The sequence below is a fragment of the Ruegeria sp. AD91A genome, from assembly GCF_003443535.1.
GTDB lineage: Bacteria > Pseudomonadota > Alphaproteobacteria > Rhodobacterales > Rhodobacteraceae > Ruegeria.
This window is the reverse complement of the sequence record NZ_CP031946.1, coordinates 3510494-3531251: the sequence shown is the minus strand read 5'-3', so window position 1 is coordinate 3531251 and position 20758 is coordinate 3510494. Positions and strand designations below refer to the sequence as shown.

Here is a 20758-nt window from a genome sequence, read left to right as displayed (position 1 = left end):
TCCCTAAATGTTTTGATCTTAGCTGCCACTTCCGATCCACCTCAGAAAACGATCCGGGTTCTTAGACCGAACAGCGTAATGCTATCCTGAGTGGGGTTCAGCAGCGGATCAGAAATGAACTGCAGTGATGGCGTGATCTGCAGTCCGGGCGAGATTGAAAACCGGTAGAATGCTTCGAGCGTGAATTGGTCACCGTCTATGCCTCTTGCCTCGGCCCAGTTCAGGCCCAACCCGGCCAAATCGGTATTGCGACCATAGTAGCCCAGACCTGCAGATACGGACCGGTCATAAAGCGCTGCGGTCCCCTTTGAGGCCCCAGCCCGAAAGAACGGCATCCATTTATTGTCAACAAACCATGCGGCAGAGAACGCAGCGCCGTAATCCTCCGCTCGACTGCCATCGTCAGCCGCATCCGCATGCCAGAGGGTCAGATGGATATTGTCGAAGTAGATGCGATCAAAGCCGGAAGTGTAACCTAGCTCGAGTGACTTGAAGAGATTGCCGTCGCTAAACACATCAAAGTTTGGATCGGACGGGTCGGCGTTTGCGTCTGACACGCTCGCAACGGCGTAGAGGTTCTCGCTCAGCTTTACCCCACCGGCAATACCAAGACCTTGGTTGGGCGTGTTAATTGTCGGGTTGGTATTGAAAGACAGGTTTTGGAAACCACTGTAAGGGCTGACCAACCCATAGATATCCACAAAGTCCGTTACATCAATCTGCCCAACTTGCAGCGTCCACGCGCCGTTCTCGGCCCTTTGGGTCCAGAACAGGTTGGTCAGCAGCAAACCATTATCGTTGAAGGCTGTCCCAGTGATCGAAAGTGCTCCGCCATCCAGCCCAAGAAACTGTGGGGCAACATCGGTGTAACTGTGCCGGTCTTCGATCTTGAATGTCAAAGAGCCGCGTTCAGTTGCCTGCCAACTGCCGTAGAAACGCGCAATTCCGCTGGCCGCCTCGCCGGTTCCCAGATCAGCATTCGTGGATTGGCCCAATGCCAAGTAGTCAATATTGAAGCGAAATCCTTCCTCGGCCAGCCGGTCTTTCCACTGAAACCAACCCGGTGCGATATTGCGAGGAAAATCGGAACGATATTGTGGGTCGGTCAGCCCATCTCCGGGCTCTAGATCAGCCTCGACCGAAGATGGCCCGGATAGTCCCTGAGCCGACGCTGCGCCAGCGAAGGCAATGCTCGATGCGGCAACCAGAAGTTTTATCATTCAGACGCCATTGCCCCGCCTGCCTTGCGATCTCCCGCCGCCCGGATGCGATCAGCGGCACGCTGCTTCCATTCCAGCCTGTCTGCTTCGGTTTCCAGAGATTCGACACGTTCCGTCTCCAACTGGAATGTCGCGTTCATCGGCATGAGGCCATCCACAACCATCATATTCTGAACAGAAGGATCGATAGTCAGCTTGCCGGTCAGCCGAACGGGTTCGTGGAAATAGCTGGGCGTCCAGTCCCCATTCAACCGCACACGTATCATCTGGTTGGGCGGAGGTGGAGGCATGTGACTGCACATCCCTCTTTCTGGCACCAAATACGCCACAGGCCGACCGTCCGGGTCACTCGGAGCAGGAATGGCAAAGCCTGCGAGTGTGATTGTTTGACCGTCGAATTGTCGATTTCCGTTCGTCCCAGCCTCTCTTCGACGTTCCGTCACAACCTCTCGCTGATCGAGTAGCCAGTCGACATCAATTCCATCAGCTGCCAAGGCATCCTCAGTCTCGGTCAAACGCGCTTGCCATTTTTGTCTCTCTTCTTCGCTGCCACCGTCCTGCTGCAACCTGCCGCGTAGTCTTACGGCGTAGAGGACATCGTCGAACTGTTCAGGTTTGAGATCGCGATAGGGGTCTTCAAAGACCTGCACGGATGGATCTGGCAAATCAGCCCAATCGAGATTGGCTCCCGCATCAACCGTTCCAGCAACCCATATCAACGCAATAGCCGCAATCAATATTCTCATCGTTCCATCCTGAATAAATGAAATAGACGCGCGAAAGCTCTGATGACACGCACGTCCATCGTTACGTTAGTCTGCTATCGGGACAAATAGGCGTTTCGATTCGGATTGATTGGCTGGAACTCGGGTGCGTTTTCGGTCGGCAGCCAGTTCTTATAAACGAGACCATCCTTCATAACGAAGTCGACGTTATCTCGCAGAACCGCGTCAAGATCTTCCAGCGGATTGCCATTCACCAGGATAATGTCAGCGTAAGCGCCTTCTTGGATTACGCCCAGCGGACCGTCCTTATGTTTGCTCATCTCACCACTCCAGCTAAGAACTTCAGCTGCATTTGAAGTGGCCGTTTGCAACGTAAGCAGGTTGTTGTTGGCGATTTTATTGAACCAAATTAGGTTTTCTGCCTGACGGCCAACATCAGGACCAAACATGTCGCCGCCTGTGACGATAAGCACATTATGCTTCAACGCCCATTCAAACATTTGCTTCGCGCCAGCATTCACAGCACGCGCTTTGTTTTTCTGATCAGCAGAAAAGAAGGTGATACTTTCTGGGTCTGCGAAAGCCTCCAACGACATGACCGCTTGAGCCGACAAAGCAACACCCTCATTCGCCATTCGAATTATGGTTTCCTCGGACACAAGAAAATTGTGTTCGATTGTCCGTACTCCGGCATCGATGGCCCGGTTGACGGAACGGTCGTGATAAGCATGAACAGTCACATAGCTGCCGTAGTCTCGCGCGACTTCAACGATGGCTTCCATTTCTTCCACGGACATTTGCGTCATATGAAGTGGATCGAACTCACTGGCGACACCGCCCCCGGCCATCACCTTAATCTGCGTGGCACCGCCTCGAAAATTGTGCCGCGCCGCGCGTCGCGCCTCGGTCACACCATCCGCGATGTAAGACCAACCGTGTTTTTCAAGGTCATCCACCGTGCCCGGCAAGTCATTGAAAAAGCCGATGTCACCATGCCCACCGGTTTGACTGATGACGCCACCACTAGGATAAATGCGAGGGCCGGGAATAACGCCATTGTTTACACCCTTAGCGACGCCAAGCACATTGCATCCAGTGTCGCGTGTCGTTGTAAAACCCTGATCGAGGTAGTCGATTAAGACAAGAGACGTATAGGCACCCGCAAGCATCTGGTCGTAGTCGGTGCGAGCCCAAGGAATACCGTCGCGCAAGCAAAGGTGCGAATGCATGTCGATCAAGCCGGGCATCAAGGTGCGGCCTTCTCCATCAACCACAAAAGCATCGGGAGCTTCGATTGGGTCCGCAGAAACGGCCTTTATCAGATTGCCTTCAACCAGCACCGAACCGTTTTCGACGAGTTCTCCGTCTACGCCGTTGAAGATGTTCACGTTACTAAATAGAACCTGCCGAGGCGTCTGTTCCTGAGCCTGCGACGGCGTCGTAAAGGATAAGGAAGCCGCAACAAAAGCTGCTGCGACAGTCGATACTTTCAAGCCGGACATAAGCACTCCCTTCATATTCATGTTTTGCCAACTGTAGTCCGGAAAGTTTTGTCTCGGTTGCCACTTCTGAATTAAAATGTTCGAATGTGATTGTAAAAATGGCCACTGAATAAAATTGCTAATCATCACTAGGGTGACGAGCTTGCCTTTCAACTCCACCTCTCAAGAGCATAGCGAGGGCTTTATTCGCCTCTCCTTAGCAGCTCCGTTTCTGCAATATCTCACCGGACGTAAAATCAATCCGCAACCAGCATTGGATCAGGTCGGCTTGAAAGCTGAACTGTTGTCTGACCCATCTGTGTTCGTTCACTCAGAGCTGGTCTACGGTTTAGTGAATGCCTTCTCAGAAGTATCAGGGGATCGATACCTAGGACTGAATGTAGGGGAAGCGTTTGACCTACAAGGATGGCCGCCCTTCGCTCAAGCCTTGCAATCTACAAAAACGCTATTCGAGTTTTTCACTCGCTTTGTTGAGCTCGTACCGCAGGAGTCCAATTCTGTGCGGCACAGCCTCGTCATTGAAGCAGACAAAGCGACTTATCGTATCGAGAGGCAACAGGAACCTACTGTCCCGCCCATTCAGGTGACCGGTTTTGGTGCCGCAATCTATGTACGCCTATTGCAGACCGTCGTCGGCGATTCCTGGGACTCTTCGCGTGTGCGGTGGGAAAGCAGATACATCAATGGTTTGCCTATCGACTACAAAGGGATCGAAGTTGGCCTGGGAACCGATCCCGGAATGCAAATTAGTTTTCCTGTGGGGTGGTTGTTTTTGCACCATGTCTCTGAGGGCTCTGCCAAGCCCATAGCCTCACCTAAACAAGAGGAAGAAGTAACCGTGGTGGCAGCTTTGCGCTCTGTCTTACGCGACAAACTGGATGAAACCGATTTGGGGCCAAATGTGGTGGCGGGATTGCTGGGAATACAGCAGGAGAGGTTTCTGAAAGCGCTTCAGCAACAAGGCACAACGCTACCCCGCGAAATAAAACGGCTGCGTGTCGATGTCGCCAAAGAGCACCTCAAAGAAGACCAGATGACAATTGCGGAGATTGGTCTGATGCTCGGCTATTCCGACAAGTCCCATTTCACTCGCTTTTTCCGAGGGCAAACCGGAATGACACCGACCAAGTTCCGCCTCGGTGTATAGTTACGTTGCGAATACTTGGACTGCTTTTCCACTACACACCAAGTGCGGGCCGACAAGGATTTGCAACACACTTTTTGGAGCCCCTATCTAGGGATCACAGAGGGACAATTGCCCCCATAGCCCCTGCGGCGGTGCATGCAGCGCTGCGCCACCGCTGCACCAACTCTTTGTTTCAGTTCGATCAGCGACAGACCTGATCTAAGAAAGATGTCATAAGATCTTGATACGTCCAGAAGATTGTGCAACCTTCAAGCCACTGACAACACTAGACATCTCTCCAAGATAGTGCTGGTTGCGGCAGTGGAAAACAGCACCTTGTTGCACGTGCGGATTAGGATAGAGCGCTTCGTTTACACCGAAGATGTCGGGAGTTCGAGTCTCTCATCACCCACCATTCTCCCGTCAAAGCACCAGCATTCAAACAATATCGAAATGCCGAGGCGCAGTTGCAACCGATTGCAAGTCGAGATCGATGATGCATAATGCACCAGCAATGCCACACTTATCTGTTTCCCTGCCCCACTACTATCGGAGTTCCCCGGCGTGAGTGTAACTCTGAAAGACGTGGCCGCTTTGGCCGGCGTTTCACGATCCGCCGTGTCGCGCACCTTTACCGAAGGTGCCTCGGTTTCTGCAAAAACGCGCAGCAAGGTTGAAAAGGCGGCCCGTGAGCTGGGCTATAGTCCCAATGCCCTGGCTTCGTCTCTGACGACCGGTCGCACCAAACTGATCGGATTGATTTCGAACAACTTTCACAACCCGATTTTCCTGGAAGTCTTCGATCAGTTTACACGCGCCCTGCAGGAACGCGGCCTGCGCCCGCTGATCGTGAACCTGACGGACGAAACCGAACCTGCCAACTCTGTCCGAATGCTGCGCCAATACTCGGTTGATGCAGCTATCGTGGCATCCTCGACGTTACCGCCCAGTTTTGCAAAGGCCTTTCATGATGCGGGTGTACCAGTGGTGCACACGTTCGGCCGGTCTGCCACCTCGCCCGAAGTCCATGTGGTCGGGATCGACAACGTGGAATGCGGACGCATGGCTGCGCGCGAGCTGGTCGCGCGGGGCTATGCCAGTGTGGGCTATCTGGGCGGGCCACAGGATGCAACCTCGTCCCTGGACCGGCAACGGGGCTTAATTGAAGAAATGGCCGGCCATCCGCAGATTCCGGTCAGCCACTCCTTCGCCGGGGCCTATTCCTTCGAAGCGGGGCGGGCCGAGATGCTGCGCCTGCTGGCCGGTGATCCGGCGCAGGCCTATTTCTGCGGCGATGACATCCTGTCGATCGGGGCGCTGTCAGCGCTGGCCGATCACGGGCTGAAACCGGGCAACGATATCGGAATCATCGGCCTGAACGACATGGAGATGTCGCGCTGGGAATATATCAACCTGACCACCATCCATCAGCCGATCAAGCAGATCATCACTTCGTCCGTGGATCTGGTCGTCGAGATGTTGAAAGAGCCTCAGCGTTATCCCGAAGCCCGAATTTTCCCCTGCCGGGTGATTGAGCGGGGCACTCTACGGCCCCGCGTCTGATCAACGAAACATTGGCGGGCGGGCATCATGCCAAGCGCCATCTGCTTTGCCCGAAGCAACAGCCGCGTGAACGGCGGCGATCGATCGCACACCATCAGCAGCATCGGGCAGCCCATCCCGGCTTTCACCGCGGATTGCATCCGCCAGATCGCAATAGATATTGGCGACGGCCAGCGGGAACCCCTCGGGGTGCGCGATGGCGACCCGTGACAGGCGCTGAGCTTCGCCATGCAGACCGCCCTCGCCCTTTTCTATGATCTGTGTACGCCCACCGACGGGAGTATAGATCAATTGGTTGGGCTGCTCAGACGCCCAGCGCAGCCCGCCGGTTTCGCCAAAGACCTGTATGTCAAAGCCATGCTGGCGCCCGATCGCCACAGAGGATGTCCAAAGACGCCCGACTGTGCCGCCTTCCATACGAAAGTTGATCATTGCATCGTCTTCCAGTTCCCGGCTTGCGATCGTTGAGGCCATATCGGCCGAAAGCGTCTTCACCTCATCATCGCAGATAAAACTGGCCATATGCAGTGCGTGAATACCGCAATCGGCAAACTGCCCGGAAACGCCTGCCATCGCAGGGTCATAGCGCCACCGCACACGCGGATTGTCGGCATCGGTGGCATCCCCGTGGTGGCCATGGCTGAAATTGGTCACCACAAGACGCACCTGTCCGATTTCGCCCGCGCGCACCATCGCGCGGGCCTGACGTACCATGGGATAGGCGGAATAGCAGTAGTTCACCGCGCAGATCTTTCCCGATGCTTCGGCAACGCGGACTATTTCCTCACCCTCTTCCACGGTCATGGTCATCGGCTTTTCACAGAGGACATTGAAGCCTGCTTCAAGATACGCCTTGGCAATCTCGAAATGGGTCGAGTTGGGTGTGGCGATGGTCACCAGGTCAACCCGGTCTTCACGGTCTTTCTCGCTTGCCAGCATCTCTTGCCAGTCTCCATAGGCGCGATCGGCGGCAACACCCAATCGCTGCGCGTATTCCCGGCCGGCTTCGGGCCGGTGATCCAGCGCGCCAGCGGCGAATTCAAACAGCCCGTCAGCCTGTGCCCCCAAGCGGTGCGCGGGACCAATCTGGCTGCCTTCACCACCACCGATCATGCCCCATCTCAACTTAACCATGGTCATTGTCTCTCATTAAAACTTTTAGGTTGAGCGATCAGAAATCGCAGATGTCTTTCCACTGCCGCTGATCTGACGACGCCAACGCGGCAGCAAGCACACGGTTGACCTCATGCCCGTCGCGAAAAGAGGGCCAAGTGGCTTTTCCGGTATGGATGGCCTGCAGAAAATCTTTGGCCTCGATAATGATCTGGTCCTGATAACCTGTTCCGTGGCCCGGACCCTGGCAGAAAGGCTCGTAATCCGGATGCGCCGGGCCAGTCAGGATCTTGGCAAACCCGCGCGTGGCTTCGGGCCCTTCCCGCTTATACAGCCACAGCGCGTTCTGGTCTTCCTGATCGAACCGGATAGCGCCCTTTGTTCCAGATATTTCATAAGCATAGCCCATTTTCCGCCCCGTCGCGACGCGGCTGAAATACAGGTTGCCCATAACCCCGTTTTCGAACCGGCACATCATCTGGGCGTGGTCGTCGTTTGTCACCTCACCACCAGGTCGGGTTTTGTGAACCGTTTCAACATCTGCCATCACCTGTGCGATGGGTCCAACAAGTGCCAACGCACCGTTGACCATGTGCGGTGCCAGATCTCCGATTGTGCCATTGGCCATGCCCGTCGTGCGCCAGGTCGCCGGAGCTCGCGGGTCGGCATAGAAATCTTCGGTGTGCTCCCCCCGGAACCAAGTGACATCCCCAATCTCTCCGTCGGCGATCAGCTGGCGGGCGAATTGGCTCGCGGGCGTGCGAATATAGTTGAACCCCACCATGTTGACCGCACCCGAAGCCTCGGCAGCAGCAGCCATAGCCTGACTGTCCGCAAGCGACGCGCCCAATGGCTTTTCACACAGAACCGGTTTGCCCAGTGCAAAAGCCGCTTCGGCAATCTGACGATGCGTGGATTGAGGCGAGGCGATGACGATTGCCTCGACCTGTGGGTCCTCAACCAATACACGCCAATCGTGAGTCGCGCGTTTGTACCCGTAGGCTGTCCTGTATCGTTCAGCGCTATCGGGGCTGGACGAACAAATGACCTCCAGTCGGGGTCTCAATGCCGTGTTGAACACTGCACCGACCGCAGACATGGCTACGGAATGGGCCTTGCCCATATAGCCGCCGCCGACGATTCCAATTCCGATTTCAGGCATCTGCAACGGCTCCGAACATATCATTTGCAACCGGTTGCAAAATCAGTATCGTGTGAATCGATTCAACGCAAGGTCCAAACTTTGCCGACCCCACTCTGCCGGAGGACAAAACTTGAGCGCTTTGATGGATGGTATCAAAGGAAACCGCTTCGCCGTTCTGGGTCGCGCAGGTATGGACCTGTACGCCGACCCGATCGGCGTCAGAAGCGAGGATGCCGACACGTTTCATGCCGACCTTGGGGGGTCTTCCGCGAATATTTGTGCCGGGTTGGTCAAGTTGGGCAGTGAGGCGTCGCTGATCACGTCCGTCTCGGATGATGCGATCGGACGGTTCTGTCTGAACCGGTTGCGGCATTACGGTGTGGACACATCCTATATCCGCGTTCTGGGCGGCGAATACCGCATGTCTCTGGCCGTGTACGAAAGCCGGATCGAGAACTTTCAGAATGTGATCTATCGTAATGGGGCCGTTGATTTCCAAGTCACCGAAGAGGATATGGACAGGGTCGATTATTCATCATTCTCGGCGATCATCTCGGCTGGGACGGTCTTTGCGTCCGAACCGTCGCGCAGCGCTACATTCCGGGCCTTTGAGAACGCCCGGAACGCAGGCCTGCCGATCATCTTCGATATCGATTACCGCCCCTACAGCTGGCCCTCACCCGTGGTGGCTGCCGAAGTTCTGTCGCGGGCTGGTGACGCCAGCGACCTGATCGTCGGCAACGACGAAGAGTTCGGGTTCATGGCCGGCGGCATCGAAAAGGGTTTTGCCAAGGCCCGGGAACTTGCTGAAAAACCCGGTCGGATCATCATCTACAAGATGGGTGAAAAAGGCGCTGTCACCTTGGTGGACGGGCAAGAACTTCGAACCGGTATTTACCCGGTCACTGCTGTCAAACCCAACGGGGCTGGCGACAGTTTCATGGCGGGTCTGTTGGCTTCGATCGCCGCAGGGCACGATCTGAAAGACGCCGTCATGCGCGGTTCGGCCTGCGCGTCGATCGTGGTGTCGCATCCCGGTTGCGCGCCCGCCATGCCGACGACCCCGGAACTGGACGCGTTCCTCGCTTCTCATCCCGGCCCGGCCACATAGGAGAACTCCATGCATATCGCGCCCTACGATAACCAGAACAAACCGATCGTCGACGCAGATGATCCAACTGTCCCACTGAACTATTTCAACATCGTAAAACTGAAAAAGGGCGAGGCCTTCGAATACAAGGTCCCGGGCTATGAGACCTGCATCGTGCCTGCCACCGGCAGCGTCGACGTGGATGTCGAGGGCGTGCGCTTTGCCCTTCTGGGCAACCGGGGCGAGGACGTATGGGATGGCGAGCCCGAAGGCGCCTATGTGCCGTCGGGGGCCAGGGCGCTGATGGTCTGCGTCTCGGAGACGGCCGAGGTGTTCGTGGCCGGCTCCAAATACGACAAGGTGCTGGACCCGTTCGATGTGCGCGAACACGACCTGGTGCAATATGGCAGCGATGACACCAAGACGCATCGCAAGATCAAGCACATCCTCGGCCAGAAACAGCATGACAAGGTCGGCTGCCTGCTGGTCAGCGAGCTGTTTACCGTGGGTCAGGGCGGCTGGTCGGGCTTTCCCAGTCACAAGCATGACACCAACCGCCTGCCGGACGAGACCCGGCATGACGAAACCTACAATTTCCGTTTCAAGCCCAACTGGGGCTCGGGCCTGCAGATGTTGCAGCGCGAGGACAACGAACCGGGCGATGCCTACCATATCGTCGACGGCTCCACGATCTGCATCGACAAGGGCTATCACCCCTGCTGCGTGCTGCCGGGATACGAGATGTATTACTTCACCATCCTCGGCGGGCTGACCCAGCGGTCGCTGGTGCAGTATTTCCAACCCACCCATGCCTATCAGATCGAGACCATTCCGGGCATCAAAGACATGATCGCGAAGTTCAAATGACCCTCGTCACACTGAAAGACGTCCTGCAACCCGCTTATGAACAAGGCTATGCCGTGGGCGGGCTCGTGACGCTGGGCTGGGAAGACATGCGCGCCTATGTGGCCGCGGCCGAGGCGGAAAATGCACCGGTTATTTTGCAAGCCGGTCCCAGCTGTCGTGAGCACACACCGCTGCCCGTTCTGGGCAAGATGTTCCGGTATCTCGCCGAAAACGCCTCGGTTCCGGTCGTTGCCCATCTGGATCACGGCTACACTTTCGAGGACTGCAAGGTCGCCCTCGACAGTGGTTTTACGTCGCTGATGTTTGACGGATCACGCAAGCCCTTGCAGCAGAACATCGATGAAACCGCCGCGATCGCTGAGATGGCCCACTCAGCCGGGATTTCATGCGAGGGAGAGATCGGCTTTGTGGGGTATTCCGGTGGTGAAGGATCAAACGGCACCGACCCCGAAGAAGCCGCGAAGTTTGCACGCGAAAGCGGTGTCGACGCGATGGCGATTTCGGTTGGCAATGTTCACTTGCAGCAAAACAAAGAAGGTGGCCTGGATGAGGCGCGTGTCGCCGAAATCGATGCCGTGGCCAAAGTGCCTTTGGTCATTCATGGCGGGTCCGGTGTGCCGGTAGAGCAGCGAATGAAGCTGGCGCGCGAGACCTCGATCTGCAAGTTCAACATAGGAACCGAGCTGCGTATGGCATTCGGAAATGCCATGCGTGAAGCCGTCAATCGTGATCCTGAACGTTTTGACCGCGTCACGATCCTGAAGGAAACGCACGACCCGGTTGAGGCCGCTGCCCGCACCGTGATCCGTGCCTTTGGCGCCCCGCCGCAAAGGTAAGATGCCCAATCTTTCTTAAATCGTAAAGGCTGCCCGGAACGCCTCAAGCGCCGTTTCTGGGTCGCCCGCAGCAAATGCCTCGAGGCTGACAGGTCCACGGTACCCCCTGTCATTGAGCGCCCGCGCCACGGCGGCATAGTTGATCTCACCGGTTCCCGGCTGGCACCGCCCGGGATTGTCGGCCACTTGTATCTCTCCGATCCAAGGCAGGCAATTCTCGCACCAACGGATCAGATCGCCTTCCCCGATCTGCGTGTGATAGAGGTCCAGATTTATGCGCAGGCTCTGGTGGTTCACAGACGAAACCAACGCCAGAACATCCTTGGTCGAACCAAAAGGACAACCGGGATGATCCAGCAGATTCAGGTTCTCCAGCGTGAAAACGACATCCTGTTCTTCCGCCAGATCACAAATGCGGCGCAACGTGTCCCGCACTTTCAGCCACATATCGCCGGTCACAACATCGTGCTGCCAGAGCGGTATTCCACCATCGCCCAAACCGGTGCCGTGCAGGTTCAGACGATCCACACCAAGACGCTTGCCAATCTGTACCGTCTCACGCGCGGATGTCAGGAGCATGTCAGCCCCTAAATCATCCGCAAGACGGCCCTGAAGATAACCATTCATGATCGTATAGTTCGCGCCAACGCGTTCAAGTTTCACCGTATCCCAGGCCGGCCAGTTCCATAGGCCAACACCAAACCCCATCTCGGTCAGCCGCGCGGCACGCCACTCCATGGGTTTGTCGAGCCACAGCATTTCAGCACATGCCGCAAGTTGAAAAGGTTGAGGCATGTCAGCTCTCCAATTGTCCAGATTGGTTCAGATCGAGCCACCTTCGACCATGAAATTCCCCGCACTGCACATGGCCGCGTCATCCGAGGCCAGAAACAGGACCATGCGCGCCACATAGACCGGCTCAATCGGGTCCGGCAGACATTGACGATCCACCTGCTTGGCCAGCGCCTCGGGCGTGACCCACAGGTCTTTCTGGCGGTCGGTCATGATCCAGCCCGGCACCACCGTGTTCACGCGAATACGATGATCGCCCAGTTCACGCGCCATGGTGCGGGTCAATCCATGGACTGCGGATTTGGCGGTGGCATAGGCCGGAAAACCCGCACCTGCCTCCCACCACGAATTCGAGCCGATATTGACGATCGAACCCGCACCCCTGGCTATCATGCCGGGCGCCACTGCCTGAATGGCAAAGAACATGTGACGGATATTGGTCGCCATGCGCTCATCCCAGTAGTCCGGCGTCACTTCGCGCCAGTCATGACGATCATCCTGGGCGGCGTTGTTGACCAGCACGTCCGCGGCGCCCAGCTCCTCGACCAGTTGCCCCAACGCCTCTTGCATAGCTTCGATATCGCGCAAGTCGCACTGCACAAAAGTGTGTTCACCGTCCAGGCCAGACAGCAGCGCGAGTCCGGAGTCGGCATCCAGATCCAGAATGCCGACCTTTGCCCCTTGGTCGGCAAAGGCTCGAACGGTTTCAGCGCCAATTCCTCCAGCCCCGCCCGTGACAATAACCGTTTTTCCCGCAAGGCTTGGGTAATTGGCAAAATCTCTGTTCATCCGTCACGCTCCATGATCCATTCAACCTCTGGGGCTGGTTTAAACCGCCATTTTCGCAGCGGCCCGGCCATGACGTTAAGATAGTACATCTCAAATCCATAGGGCGCGCCACAAGGGTGATGGCCGCGCGGAACAGTAACAACATCGCCATCGGAAAGGGCCATTGTCTCATCCAGGTGACCATCATCTGTATAGACCCGCTGAATTCCGAACCCATTGGAAGGGTTGAGCCGGTGGTAGTAGGTCTCCTCCAGATATGTGATGCGAGGATAATCATCCTCGTCGTGACGGTGACTGGGATAGGACGACCAATGGCCATTTGGAGTGAACACCTCGGTCACCAGCAGGCTGTCTGCGTAGTCCTCATTCTCCATGGCGATATTGTTGATGTATCGCGTATTTACCCCTTTGCCGCGTTCGGTCAGGGTTATGCCATCAGGTCCAATCCGACGCGCCGTATGACCGCCCTTACCCGGCGCCGAACAGATGGCCACAACGCAGTCGGTTTCCGCCATGGCCTCCCACTCGGTTCCGTTGGGCAGATACAGGCAATGCGGCGGCGTCTTTTCGAACACGTTCATCCGGTCGCCCAAAATGCCCCAGTCCTGGCCTGCCCCGGTGATCTTTGCCTTGCCTTCGACCATCACCAGAATGACCTCACGACCCCCGGTTGCCTCGGCCGCCCTGTCGCCTGCTTTTAGATGATAAAGGCCAAAGCCCACATATCGCCATCCCGCGCTGGCCGGAGTGATGTCATGTACCTTGCCACGGGTTCCAAACGGTTTCTTCAGCAGGTCTGCCATTCTTGTTCTCCTTATTGGGCGGGCCCACAGGGTCCGCCTGAATTGTATTCAAGCAGCTTGCCTTGCCCGCAGGGCAGAAAGAGCCACGGATAGCTGTTCCTTCTTCCATCCTTCGAAAACGGCCCGTCTAAGGATGTCAGCCTGGCTGTCGGGCGCGTTGCCTCCAATCGGTGGATCAGTATCCAGATTGGTCGGGAACGGATAACCTTCAGCGGTAGCAGCAATCGCTGCATCAAGGTCCCCCGAAGTCAAAGCCCCACGGTGTTTCAGGGCGACAAGCGACGGGAACACAGCCTGCGACATGGAATGCCGATCGACCATCTCCATCGCACGACCGAAGGGGGATGAGATTTGCAGCAGGTTTGCCATGCGATTGATGTCGGTGCTGCTGTTCTCGCCCGCTGCATGGAACAGGGCCGGATTAAAGAACACCGCGTCACCCTTTTCCAGAGGCAACTGGATACAGCTGTCTTCGAAATACGCACGGTGCGCTTCATCGTGGAACGCCAGATAGCCCGATGGGTAGAGCTGCGAGAACGGCAACAACTTGGTCGGGCCGCTTTTCACCGGCATGTCACAATGCGCAACCGCCCCTTGCAAGGTCAGCGAGGCCGTCACCAGATGTGCATGGGCCGGATACCGGGCCGCGCTTTCGGCGCTTTGGAACCCAAGGTGGTAGTCCCGATGCGCCTGTTGCGCCTTGCCACCGGGGCGCACCTGATTGATCTGAGCGGTCACCTGATAGTTCGGCCCAAGCCATGCTTCACATGCCGCAGCAATCGCCGTGTTCCCGAAATAGAGCGCAAAGCCCTCGGGGTCGCGCAGGCATTGCTTTTGCAGCGCGTTCCACACCCGGTCATTCGCGCCCGAGGCGGCAAAGTGATCGCCCTCACCCGCGCTACCCTGCCGTTCTTCTTCGATAATTTCACGAAATACTTCCGTCGCCCGATCAATGATCGACGTGTCCGGATACGCCCCTTTCAGGGCGATCACACCGGCGGATTTGCCCAGCACCCGGCCCCATTCCGCCAGCAAGGCCCTACGCGTATCAGGCTGTTCCAAACCGGAACGCAGTGCCTGCATATCATAGACGGGCAAGTTCTTTTCGACGGAGACGGCAAAAGGTACCGTCTCGGTCGAAAGGCTCTGAGAGGTCAACACCTTGAATTCGTCCAGATCACAGGATTCCCGGTCAAAATAGCCGACATATCCAAGGTCCTGATGTACCATGACGTGCTCCTCTCTCATGGCTTCGGTGTTGCCCCGTAAGGCGGTGATTTAAGCGGTGATTTCCAACCCTGCGTTGCCACAAACCTTGACAATGTGGTCAAAGCCCATTTTGGAGTACTCACATGGCGGCGCCTTGGCGGGGTCCTGCTCTGCCTCGACCACAATCCAGCCGTTGTAATCCATTGCTTTCAATGCATTGGCCACGGCCTGAAAGTCGATGCAACCATCACCCGGCACTGTAAACGCACCTGCGATCACCGCATCCAGGAAACTTCGATTGTTCTCGCGTGTGTCCTGTACGATTTCGGGTCGGATATCCTTGAAATGTACGTGATGAACCCGGTCGCCCCAACGGTTCAGTGTGGCCATCACATCGCCGCCGCCAAACAGCAGATGGCCCGTATCGAAGCACAGCTTCAATTCGGGGCCGGAACCCTCCATCAGCCAGTTCACTTCATCTTCGCTTTCGATGACCGTGCCCATATGATGGTGATAGGCCATCGGCATGCCCTGATCTGCCATCCACTTGGCAAGTTCGGTCAGCTTGCCCGCATAGGCCAGTACCTCATCCTGCGACAGTTTGGGGCGATCATTGACAGGCGTTCCGATCTGCCCCTGAACGGTATTGGAACACTCGGCGTAAACGATACATGGGCTGTTCAGCGCGACGAATTGTTCGACCTGTTCGCGCACGACGCCGATCTCGGCGTCAAGGTCATTGACCAGAGTGCTGCCCGAGCACCAACCACCACACAACGCTATGTTGTTGGCATCCAGATACGCGCGCAGCCCTTCGGTGTCGGCGGGCATCCTCTGGCCGCGTTCGACACCTGTGAAACCGATCTCGCGCGCTTCTTTCAGCGCCTGCTCCATCGTGTAGGCTGCGGTCAGGTCCGGCAGGTCGTCATTCTGCCAGGCAATCGGAGAGATACCGATCTTCACGCTCATTTCGTGTTTCTTTCCTTGATGGCGGTTTCATAGGCCGCACGTTTTTCATTCACTTCAGGGCGGACGCTGACCTCGGGCACCGCCACTTCCCACCACGTTCCGCCATATTCGGTCGATGGGTAGGGATCGGTGTCGATCACCACGACATAGGGGCCTTTGACCTCACCGCGTTTGGCCAGCGCGTCTTCAAGCTCGGCAATTGAACGGACCTTGACCGAGGTAGCCCCCATCGCTGCCGCATGGGCGGCAAAATCAATGGCCGATGCTGTTTCGTGTACGGTGTGGTCGAGAAGGTTGTTAAACTCGGCCCCGCCTGTCCCCATTTGCAGACGGTTGATGCAACCAAACCCCCGGTTGTCCGTGACGACAACGGTGAACGAGATCCCCATCATCGCCGCCGTCGCCATTTCCGAGTTGGCCATCATATAAGTACCGTCACCGGTAAAGCAGATCACGTCGCGGTCCGGCTGGGCCATCTTAATGCCCATGGCACCGGCGATCTCATACCCCATACAGCTGAAACCATATTCCATGTGATAGGCACCGGGGCGCGGCGCTTTCCACAGCTTGTGCAACTCACCCGGCATCGTGCCGGCGGCACACATCGCAACAGTGTTTTCATTGGCAGCCCGCTGCACTGCGCCGATCACCTGCATATCCGTGGGCAGTGCATTGCTGTCGGTGGGGGCATCCGTCAGCGCATCAACTTTACCGAACCAATCAGATTTCAATATCGCGGGCAGATCCGGCGCGCGATGGTCTGCCAACGCTTCGCTGAGTTCACCCAGACCAACCCGAGCGTCGGCCTGCAACGGCATCGCTCCGTGCTTTTCGGCGTCATAGGCGGCGGTGTTCAGGCTGATCAACTCACGCTGGGGGTTCGCGAACAAACCCCATGACCCGGTGGTGAAATCCTGAAACCGGGTGCCGACGCCCAGCACAAGATCCGCCTTTGCACAGATGTCATTGGCGGGTTCGCCCCCGGTTACACCAACAGGCCCAAGGTTGAGCGGATGATCCCAGGCCAATGCGGACTTGCCGGCCTGTGTCTCGGCCACCGGGACATTGTGTGCTTCGGCAAAGCGCTGCAACGCGGCGGTTGCGTCCGAATAATGCACACCTCCGCCTGCAACGATAACGGGACGCTTGGCGGCCTTGATCGCGGCAACGGCACGGGCCAGTTCACCCTCATCCGGGCGAATGCGGCGCTGATACCAGACGCGTGGCTCAAAGAAGCTTTCGGGATAGTCATAAGCTTCGGCCTGCACATCCTGACAAAAGGCCAGCGTCGCCGGGCCGCAATCCGCCGGGTCCGTCATCGTGCGGAAGGCGCGTGGCAGAGCCGTCAGCAGATGTTCCGGGCGGGTGATGCGGTCGAAATACCGGCTGACCGGTCTGAAACAGTCATTCGCACTGATGGTTCCATCCGAGAACACTTCGGGCTGCTGCAAAACCGGATCGGGGCCACGCGTCGCAAACACATCGCCAGGCAGCAATAAAACAGGCAGGCGGTTTACATGGGCCAGAGCAGCCGCAGTGACCATGTTGGTGGCCCCTGGTCCGATTGACGACGTGACCGCCATCGCGCGGCGCCGACCCAGCTGCTTGGCATAAGCAATCGCGCTATGTGCCATGGTCTGTTCGTTGTGACCGCGATAGGTCGGAAGACTGTCTCTCACGCCATGCAGTGCCTCACCCAAACCAGCCACGTTGCCATGGCCAAAAATCGCCCACACACCTGCGATAAAAGGCTCTCCGGCCTCGTTCATCTGCGCCCCGAGATAGCGCACCAGAGCCTGCGCCGCGGTCAATCGGACTGTTTTGCTCATCATGATCCCTTTCAACTCGGAGCCGCTGTTGGCGGTCCGCGGGTTGTCTCATTTGCGAAGGTGTCAGGCCTTTTACCAGAGCCTGAAAACAGAGTGACGTCAGGTGCCACCGCCCGATGGATGCCCCCGTGGGGACATCCGGATATTTTGTTTTAAACAGTACCGCCCAGCGATCCCTCAAGCTCGGCCATTTCCTGACCGCCGGCCATCAGATCCTGCAGCTGTTCCGGTGTGATTTCGCCGCGCGTGGCCGTACCCAGTGTTTTGCCACGGTTCAGCACGGTAAAACGATCGCCCACCGCCAGCGCATGGCGCACGTTGTGGCTGATGAAAACCACGCCGACACCCTGGCTGCGCACCCGGTCGATTGTGGCAAGAACATTCGACGTCTGACGCACACCAAGCGCCGAGGTCGGTTCGTCCAGGATCAGGATCTTGGCGCCGAAATACACCGCCCGCGCGATGGCGACAGTCTGACGTTCACCACCTGACAATGTACCGACAGCCTGATCCGGTCCGCGCAGATTGATGCCCATCTTGCGCATCTCTTCCATGCAGACGTCGTTTGCATGATCCACATCGAACCGCTTGAGCAGCCCTTTACCCTTGGTAGGTTCACGCCCCATGAAGAAATTGCGCGTCACGCTCATCAGCGGGATCATCGCAAGATCCTGGAACACGGTTGCAATGCCCGCTTCCATGGCATCGCGCGGCGTGTCGAAGTGAAGCGGCTTGCCTTCGAACATGATCTCGCCCTTGGTGGGCTTGTGTACCCCGGACATGGTCTTGATGAAGGTGGACTTTCCCGCACCGTTATCGCCCAGCAGGCAATGGCATTCCCCGGGTTTGACGTCAAAGCTGACACCAGCGAGCGCGATGATATTGCCAAAGTGTTTTTCTATGTCTTTCATCTGTACGATGGGCGCCTGATCGCCGACGGCATCGCCATGGTGGAACTTGGTGTCTTCGGTCATATCAGCGCTCCCCGGTTACGCGCTTACGGATCGCGTTGTTGAACAGAACGGCAATCAACAGCATGGCGCCCAGGAAAACCTGGAACCAATCCTGATCAAAGTCGGTATAGGTCAGGCCGATGACGACCATGCCAAAGATGATCGAGCCGAAGAAGGCACCGATGGCCGAGCCATATCCGCCAGTCAGCAGGCAGCCGCCGATCACCGCGGCGATAATCGCCTCAAATTCTTTCTGAAACCCCCGCCGCGCATCGGTCGAGCCTGCGTCCATGACGGTTATGATGGCCACCAGAGCGGCACAGCAGGCCGTCAGCATGAACAGTGAAACCTTGACGCGGCTCACCGGAACACCTGAGTTGGATGCAGCTGTGCTGTCACCACCCGAGGCGAAAATCCAGTTCCCGACCGGGGTGCGCAACAGAACGTAGGTTGCCGCCAGTGTAATGAAAATGAACCACAGGATTTCGACGGGAATTCCCGGGACCTTGGGCGCGCCGCTTTTGAATGTATCTATCATGCCGTTGGCGGCCAGCCATGCGAACAGGCTGCCGAATGCTTCGCCCGAAAAGAAAGGAGCCAGCCAGTCGTTTTCGACCGCATCGCGTACACCGCGCAACTGGGTCGAACCGCCTGTTGCCATTTTCAGGCCGACCAGTGACAGGCCACGAAGGATGAACAAAAACGCCAGCGTTACAATGAACGATGGCAGGCCCGAACGGATCACGATATTGCCGTTGATCGCACCAACACAGGCCGCGAATACGAATGTCATTGGGATGGCGAAGATCAGTGGCAATTGCCAGGTCACGACACAGACGCCGAAAAACAGCCCCGAGAACGCAACCATCGATCCGATTGACAAGTCGAACTCTCCGCCAATCATCAGTAGTGCGGCGCCGATAGCCAGGATGCCCAACTGCGCCGCAGGGGTCATGAAGTTCATAACACCAGCAAGGGTGAACATCGATTCATCTGCGGTGATCGCAAAGAATAGGAAAACCAGAACAGCACCGGCAATGGCACCCAACTCGGGCCGTTTCATTAGTTTGGCTAGGAATGGTTCTTTCTTGACCCTTTCGTCCGACAGGACGGGCGCTGATTCACTCATGGTTTCCTCCCAATTCGGTGAGACCGGCGCGTTGGCGCCGATCCTGTTGATTGCCGGATCGCGCCGAAGTCAGCGGATGCCCTGTGCGGACAGTTCGATGACCTGAGCGGCCTTGTCCTGAGTGATCAGGTTCGGACCCGACGGCACGTCGCCGCCCGGCATCAGGCCGTACTTGGCGTGCAGACCCATGAAGTTCACGGACAGATAACCCTGAAGGTACTGCTGCTGGTCGATGGCAAAGGCCGCATCGCCATCAACGATTGACTGCAAGAAGTTGGCCGACAGGTCGAACGAGGCAACATTCACATCCCGCCCCGACGCTTTGGCAGCAGCGACAGATGGCTCGCCGGCCGAGCTTGCGCCCAAAGCCATAACGGTATCGACGCTTTCGTCAGAAGCCAGCGCGGCAGAAACCTTGGACTCGATCTCGGACGGATCGTTCGAGGTCGGCAGAACGGTTACCTTACCGCCAAACCCTTCGGTGAAACCTTCGCAGCGCAGGTCAAGTGACACGTTGCCAACCTCGTGGTTGACACAGATCGCATTGGAGCCACCCATCGACGCCAGTTCTTCACCAGCTGCTTTCCCTGCATCGTATTCGTCCTGACCTACGTGCAGCAGAGCACCCAGTTCCTTGGCCACTTCTGCGCCCGAGTTGATCGAGATCACCGGGATACCGGCGGCAACCGCGCGTTCGATCGAGGGGCCAAGCGCGTCCGCATCCGGGATCGAAACGATCAGCCCGTCGGGCTCCTGGTTCACGGCGGCGTCGATCAGCTGCGACATGGCCACCATGTCAAAGGTTTCAGGCGCACGATATTCCACGTTCACACCGACATCTTTACCGGCCTGCTCGACACCGTTTTTCACGACGTTCCAGAATGCGTCGTTTGCCTGGCCATGCGACACGACCACGATTTCCTGTGCAAACGCGGGCGTGGCCAAGGCCAATGCCCCCGCAGCAAGCGCGCCTTTAACGAATTTCTTCATTTCAGTTTCCTCCCATTGGTTCAGTCTGATCTTCTGTTGGGGTACCGGCCCCAATCATCCGGCTGTGCCGAATCTCCGTGGCTGCGACGCTGGGCCGAGCTGGCGTAAG

At 57.2% G+C, this 20758-nt stretch carries 19 protein-coding genes; 5 read left to right on the top strand and 14 right to left on the bottom strand.

Going from position 1 to position 20758, the window contains the following annotated elements; all coding sequences use genetic code 11:
• Positions 1–41: 41 nt before the first annotated feature.
• From D1823_RS17785 to D1823_RS17775, 3 genes are all read right to left on the bottom strand, one after another.
• Positions 42–1220, bottom strand: coding sequence for a carbohydrate porin (locus D1823_RS17785; protein WP_117872321.1), 1179 nt, complete (start codon positions 1218–1220; stop codon positions 42–44).
• Positions 1217–1966 carry a DUF3299 domain-containing protein gene (locus D1823_RS17780; RefSeq protein WP_117872319.1) on the bottom strand — a complete coding sequence of 250 codons (750 nt, stop codon included), beginning with the start codon at positions 1964–1966 and terminating at the stop codon, positions 1217–1219. Before D1823_RS17780 ends, D1823_RS17785 begins: the two co-directional genes overlap by 4 nt.
• Before the next feature lie 74 nt (positions 1967–2040).
• Positions 2041–3600: an amidohydrolase family protein gene (locus D1823_RS17775; RefSeq protein WP_205511871.1), complete on the bottom strand. Its 1560-nt coding sequence runs from the start codon at positions 3598–3600 to the stop codon at positions 2041–2043.
• On the opposite strand from D1823_RS17775, the gene D1823_RS17770 reads away from it, so the two are divergent.
• Positions 3590–4594 carry an AraC family transcriptional regulator gene (locus D1823_RS17770; RefSeq protein WP_162896871.1) on the top strand — a complete coding sequence of 335 codons (1005 nt, stop codon included), beginning with the start codon at positions 3590–3592 and terminating at the stop codon, positions 4592–4594. The genes D1823_RS17775 and D1823_RS17770 overlap by 11 nt on opposite strands.
• Positions 4595–5137: 543 nt before the next feature.
• Positions 5138–6136, top strand: a complete 999-nt coding sequence (locus D1823_RS17765) for a LacI family DNA-binding transcriptional regulator (protein WP_117872313.1) — start codon at positions 5138–5140, stop codon at positions 6134–6136.
• Here the strand turns inward: D1823_RS17765 and D1823_RS17760 are convergent, their stop codons facing one another.
• Both D1823_RS17760 and D1823_RS17755 read right to left on the bottom strand, forming a co-directional pair.
• Positions 6137–7270: a Gfo/Idh/MocA family protein gene (locus D1823_RS17760; protein ID WP_117872973.1), complete on the bottom strand. Its 1134-nt coding sequence runs from the start codon at positions 7268–7270 to the stop codon at positions 6137–6139.
• A 37-nt stretch (positions 7271–7307) separates the two neighbouring features.
• Positions 7308–8411: a Gfo/Idh/MocA family protein gene (locus tag D1823_RS17755; protein ID WP_117872311.1), complete on the bottom strand. Its 1104-nt coding sequence runs from the start codon at positions 8409–8411 to the stop codon at positions 7308–7310.
• 124 nt (positions 8412–8535) lie between these two features.
• Here D1823_RS17755 and iolC point away from each other — a divergent pair, with 124 nt between their 5' ends.
• The 3 genes from iolC to D1823_RS17740 are packed head-to-tail and all read left to right on the top strand — an operon-like array spanning position 8536 to position 11186.
• The gene (iolC, locus tag D1823_RS17750; RefSeq protein WP_117872309.1) at positions 8536–9504 is read left to right on the top strand and encodes a 5-dehydro-2-deoxygluconokinase; all 969 of its coding nucleotides are present in this window, start codon (positions 8536–8538) and stop codon (positions 9502–9504) included.
• A gap of 9 nt (positions 9505–9513) precedes the next feature.
• Positions 9514–10350, top strand: coding sequence for a 5-deoxy-glucuronate isomerase (locus D1823_RS17745; RefSeq protein WP_117872307.1), 837 nt, complete (start codon positions 9514–9516; stop codon positions 10348–10350).
• Positions 10347–11186, top strand: a complete 840-nt coding sequence (locus D1823_RS17740; protein ID WP_117872305.1) for a class II fructose-bisphosphate aldolase — start codon at positions 10347–10349, stop codon at positions 11184–11186. The genes D1823_RS17745 and D1823_RS17740 overlap by 4 nt, the downstream gene beginning before the upstream one ends.
• 15 nt (positions 11187–11201) lie before the next feature.
• Here D1823_RS17740 and D1823_RS17735 read toward each other — a convergent pair whose 3' ends face one another.
• From D1823_RS17735 to D1823_RS17695, 9 genes are all read right to left on the bottom strand, one after another.
• Positions 11202–11981, bottom strand: coding sequence for a TIM barrel protein (locus D1823_RS17735; protein ID WP_117872303.1), 780 nt, complete (start codon positions 11979–11981; stop codon positions 11202–11204).
• Positions 11982–12008: 27 nt separating this feature from the next.
• Positions 12009–12767, bottom strand: coding sequence for an SDR family NAD(P)-dependent oxidoreductase (locus D1823_RS17730; RefSeq protein WP_117872301.1), 759 nt, complete (start codon positions 12765–12767; stop codon positions 12009–12011).
• Positions 12764–13570 (bottom strand): 5-deoxy-glucuronate isomerase, encoded by an 807-nt coding sequence (gene iolB / locus D1823_RS17725; RefSeq protein WP_117872299.1) that lies wholly within the window; start codon positions 13568–13570, stop codon positions 12764–12766. Before iolB ends, D1823_RS17730 begins: the two co-directional genes overlap by 4 nt.
• Positions 13571–13618: 48 nt before the next feature.
• On the bottom strand, positions 13619–14800 hold the full coding sequence (locus tag D1823_RS17720) for a phytanoyl-CoA dioxygenase family protein (RefSeq protein ID WP_117872297.1): 1182 nt from the start codon (positions 14798–14800) through the stop codon (positions 13619–13621).
• A 48-nt stretch (positions 14801–14848) separates the two neighbouring features.
• Positions 14849–15748, bottom strand: coding sequence for a myo-inosose-2 dehydratase (gene iolE, locus D1823_RS17715; RefSeq protein WP_117872295.1), 900 nt, complete (start codon positions 15746–15748; stop codon positions 14849–14851).
• Positions 15745–17577, bottom strand: coding sequence for a 3D-(3,5/4)-trihydroxycyclohexane-1,2-dione acylhydrolase (decyclizing) (gene iolD / locus D1823_RS17710; protein ID WP_162896870.1), 1833 nt, complete (start codon positions 17575–17577; stop codon positions 15745–15747). Before iolD ends, iolE begins: the two co-directional genes overlap by 4 nt.
• A gap of 152 nt (positions 17578–17729) precedes the next feature.
• Positions 17730–18551 carry an ATP-binding cassette domain-containing protein gene (locus D1823_RS17705; RefSeq protein ID WP_117872290.1) on the bottom strand — a complete coding sequence of 274 codons (822 nt, stop codon included), beginning with the start codon at positions 18549–18551 and terminating at the stop codon, positions 17730–17732.
• Position 18552: 1 nt separating this feature from the next.
• Positions 18553–19659 (bottom strand): ABC transporter permease, encoded by a 1107-nt coding sequence (locus tag D1823_RS17700; protein ID WP_117872288.1) that lies wholly within the window; start codon positions 19657–19659, stop codon positions 18553–18555.
• 69 nt (positions 19660–19728) lie between these two features.
• On the bottom strand, positions 19729–20649 hold the full coding sequence (locus D1823_RS17695; RefSeq protein ID WP_117872286.1) for a sugar ABC transporter substrate-binding protein: 921 nt from the start codon (positions 20647–20649) through the stop codon (positions 19729–19731).
• Positions 20650–20758 lie beyond the last annotated feature (109 nt).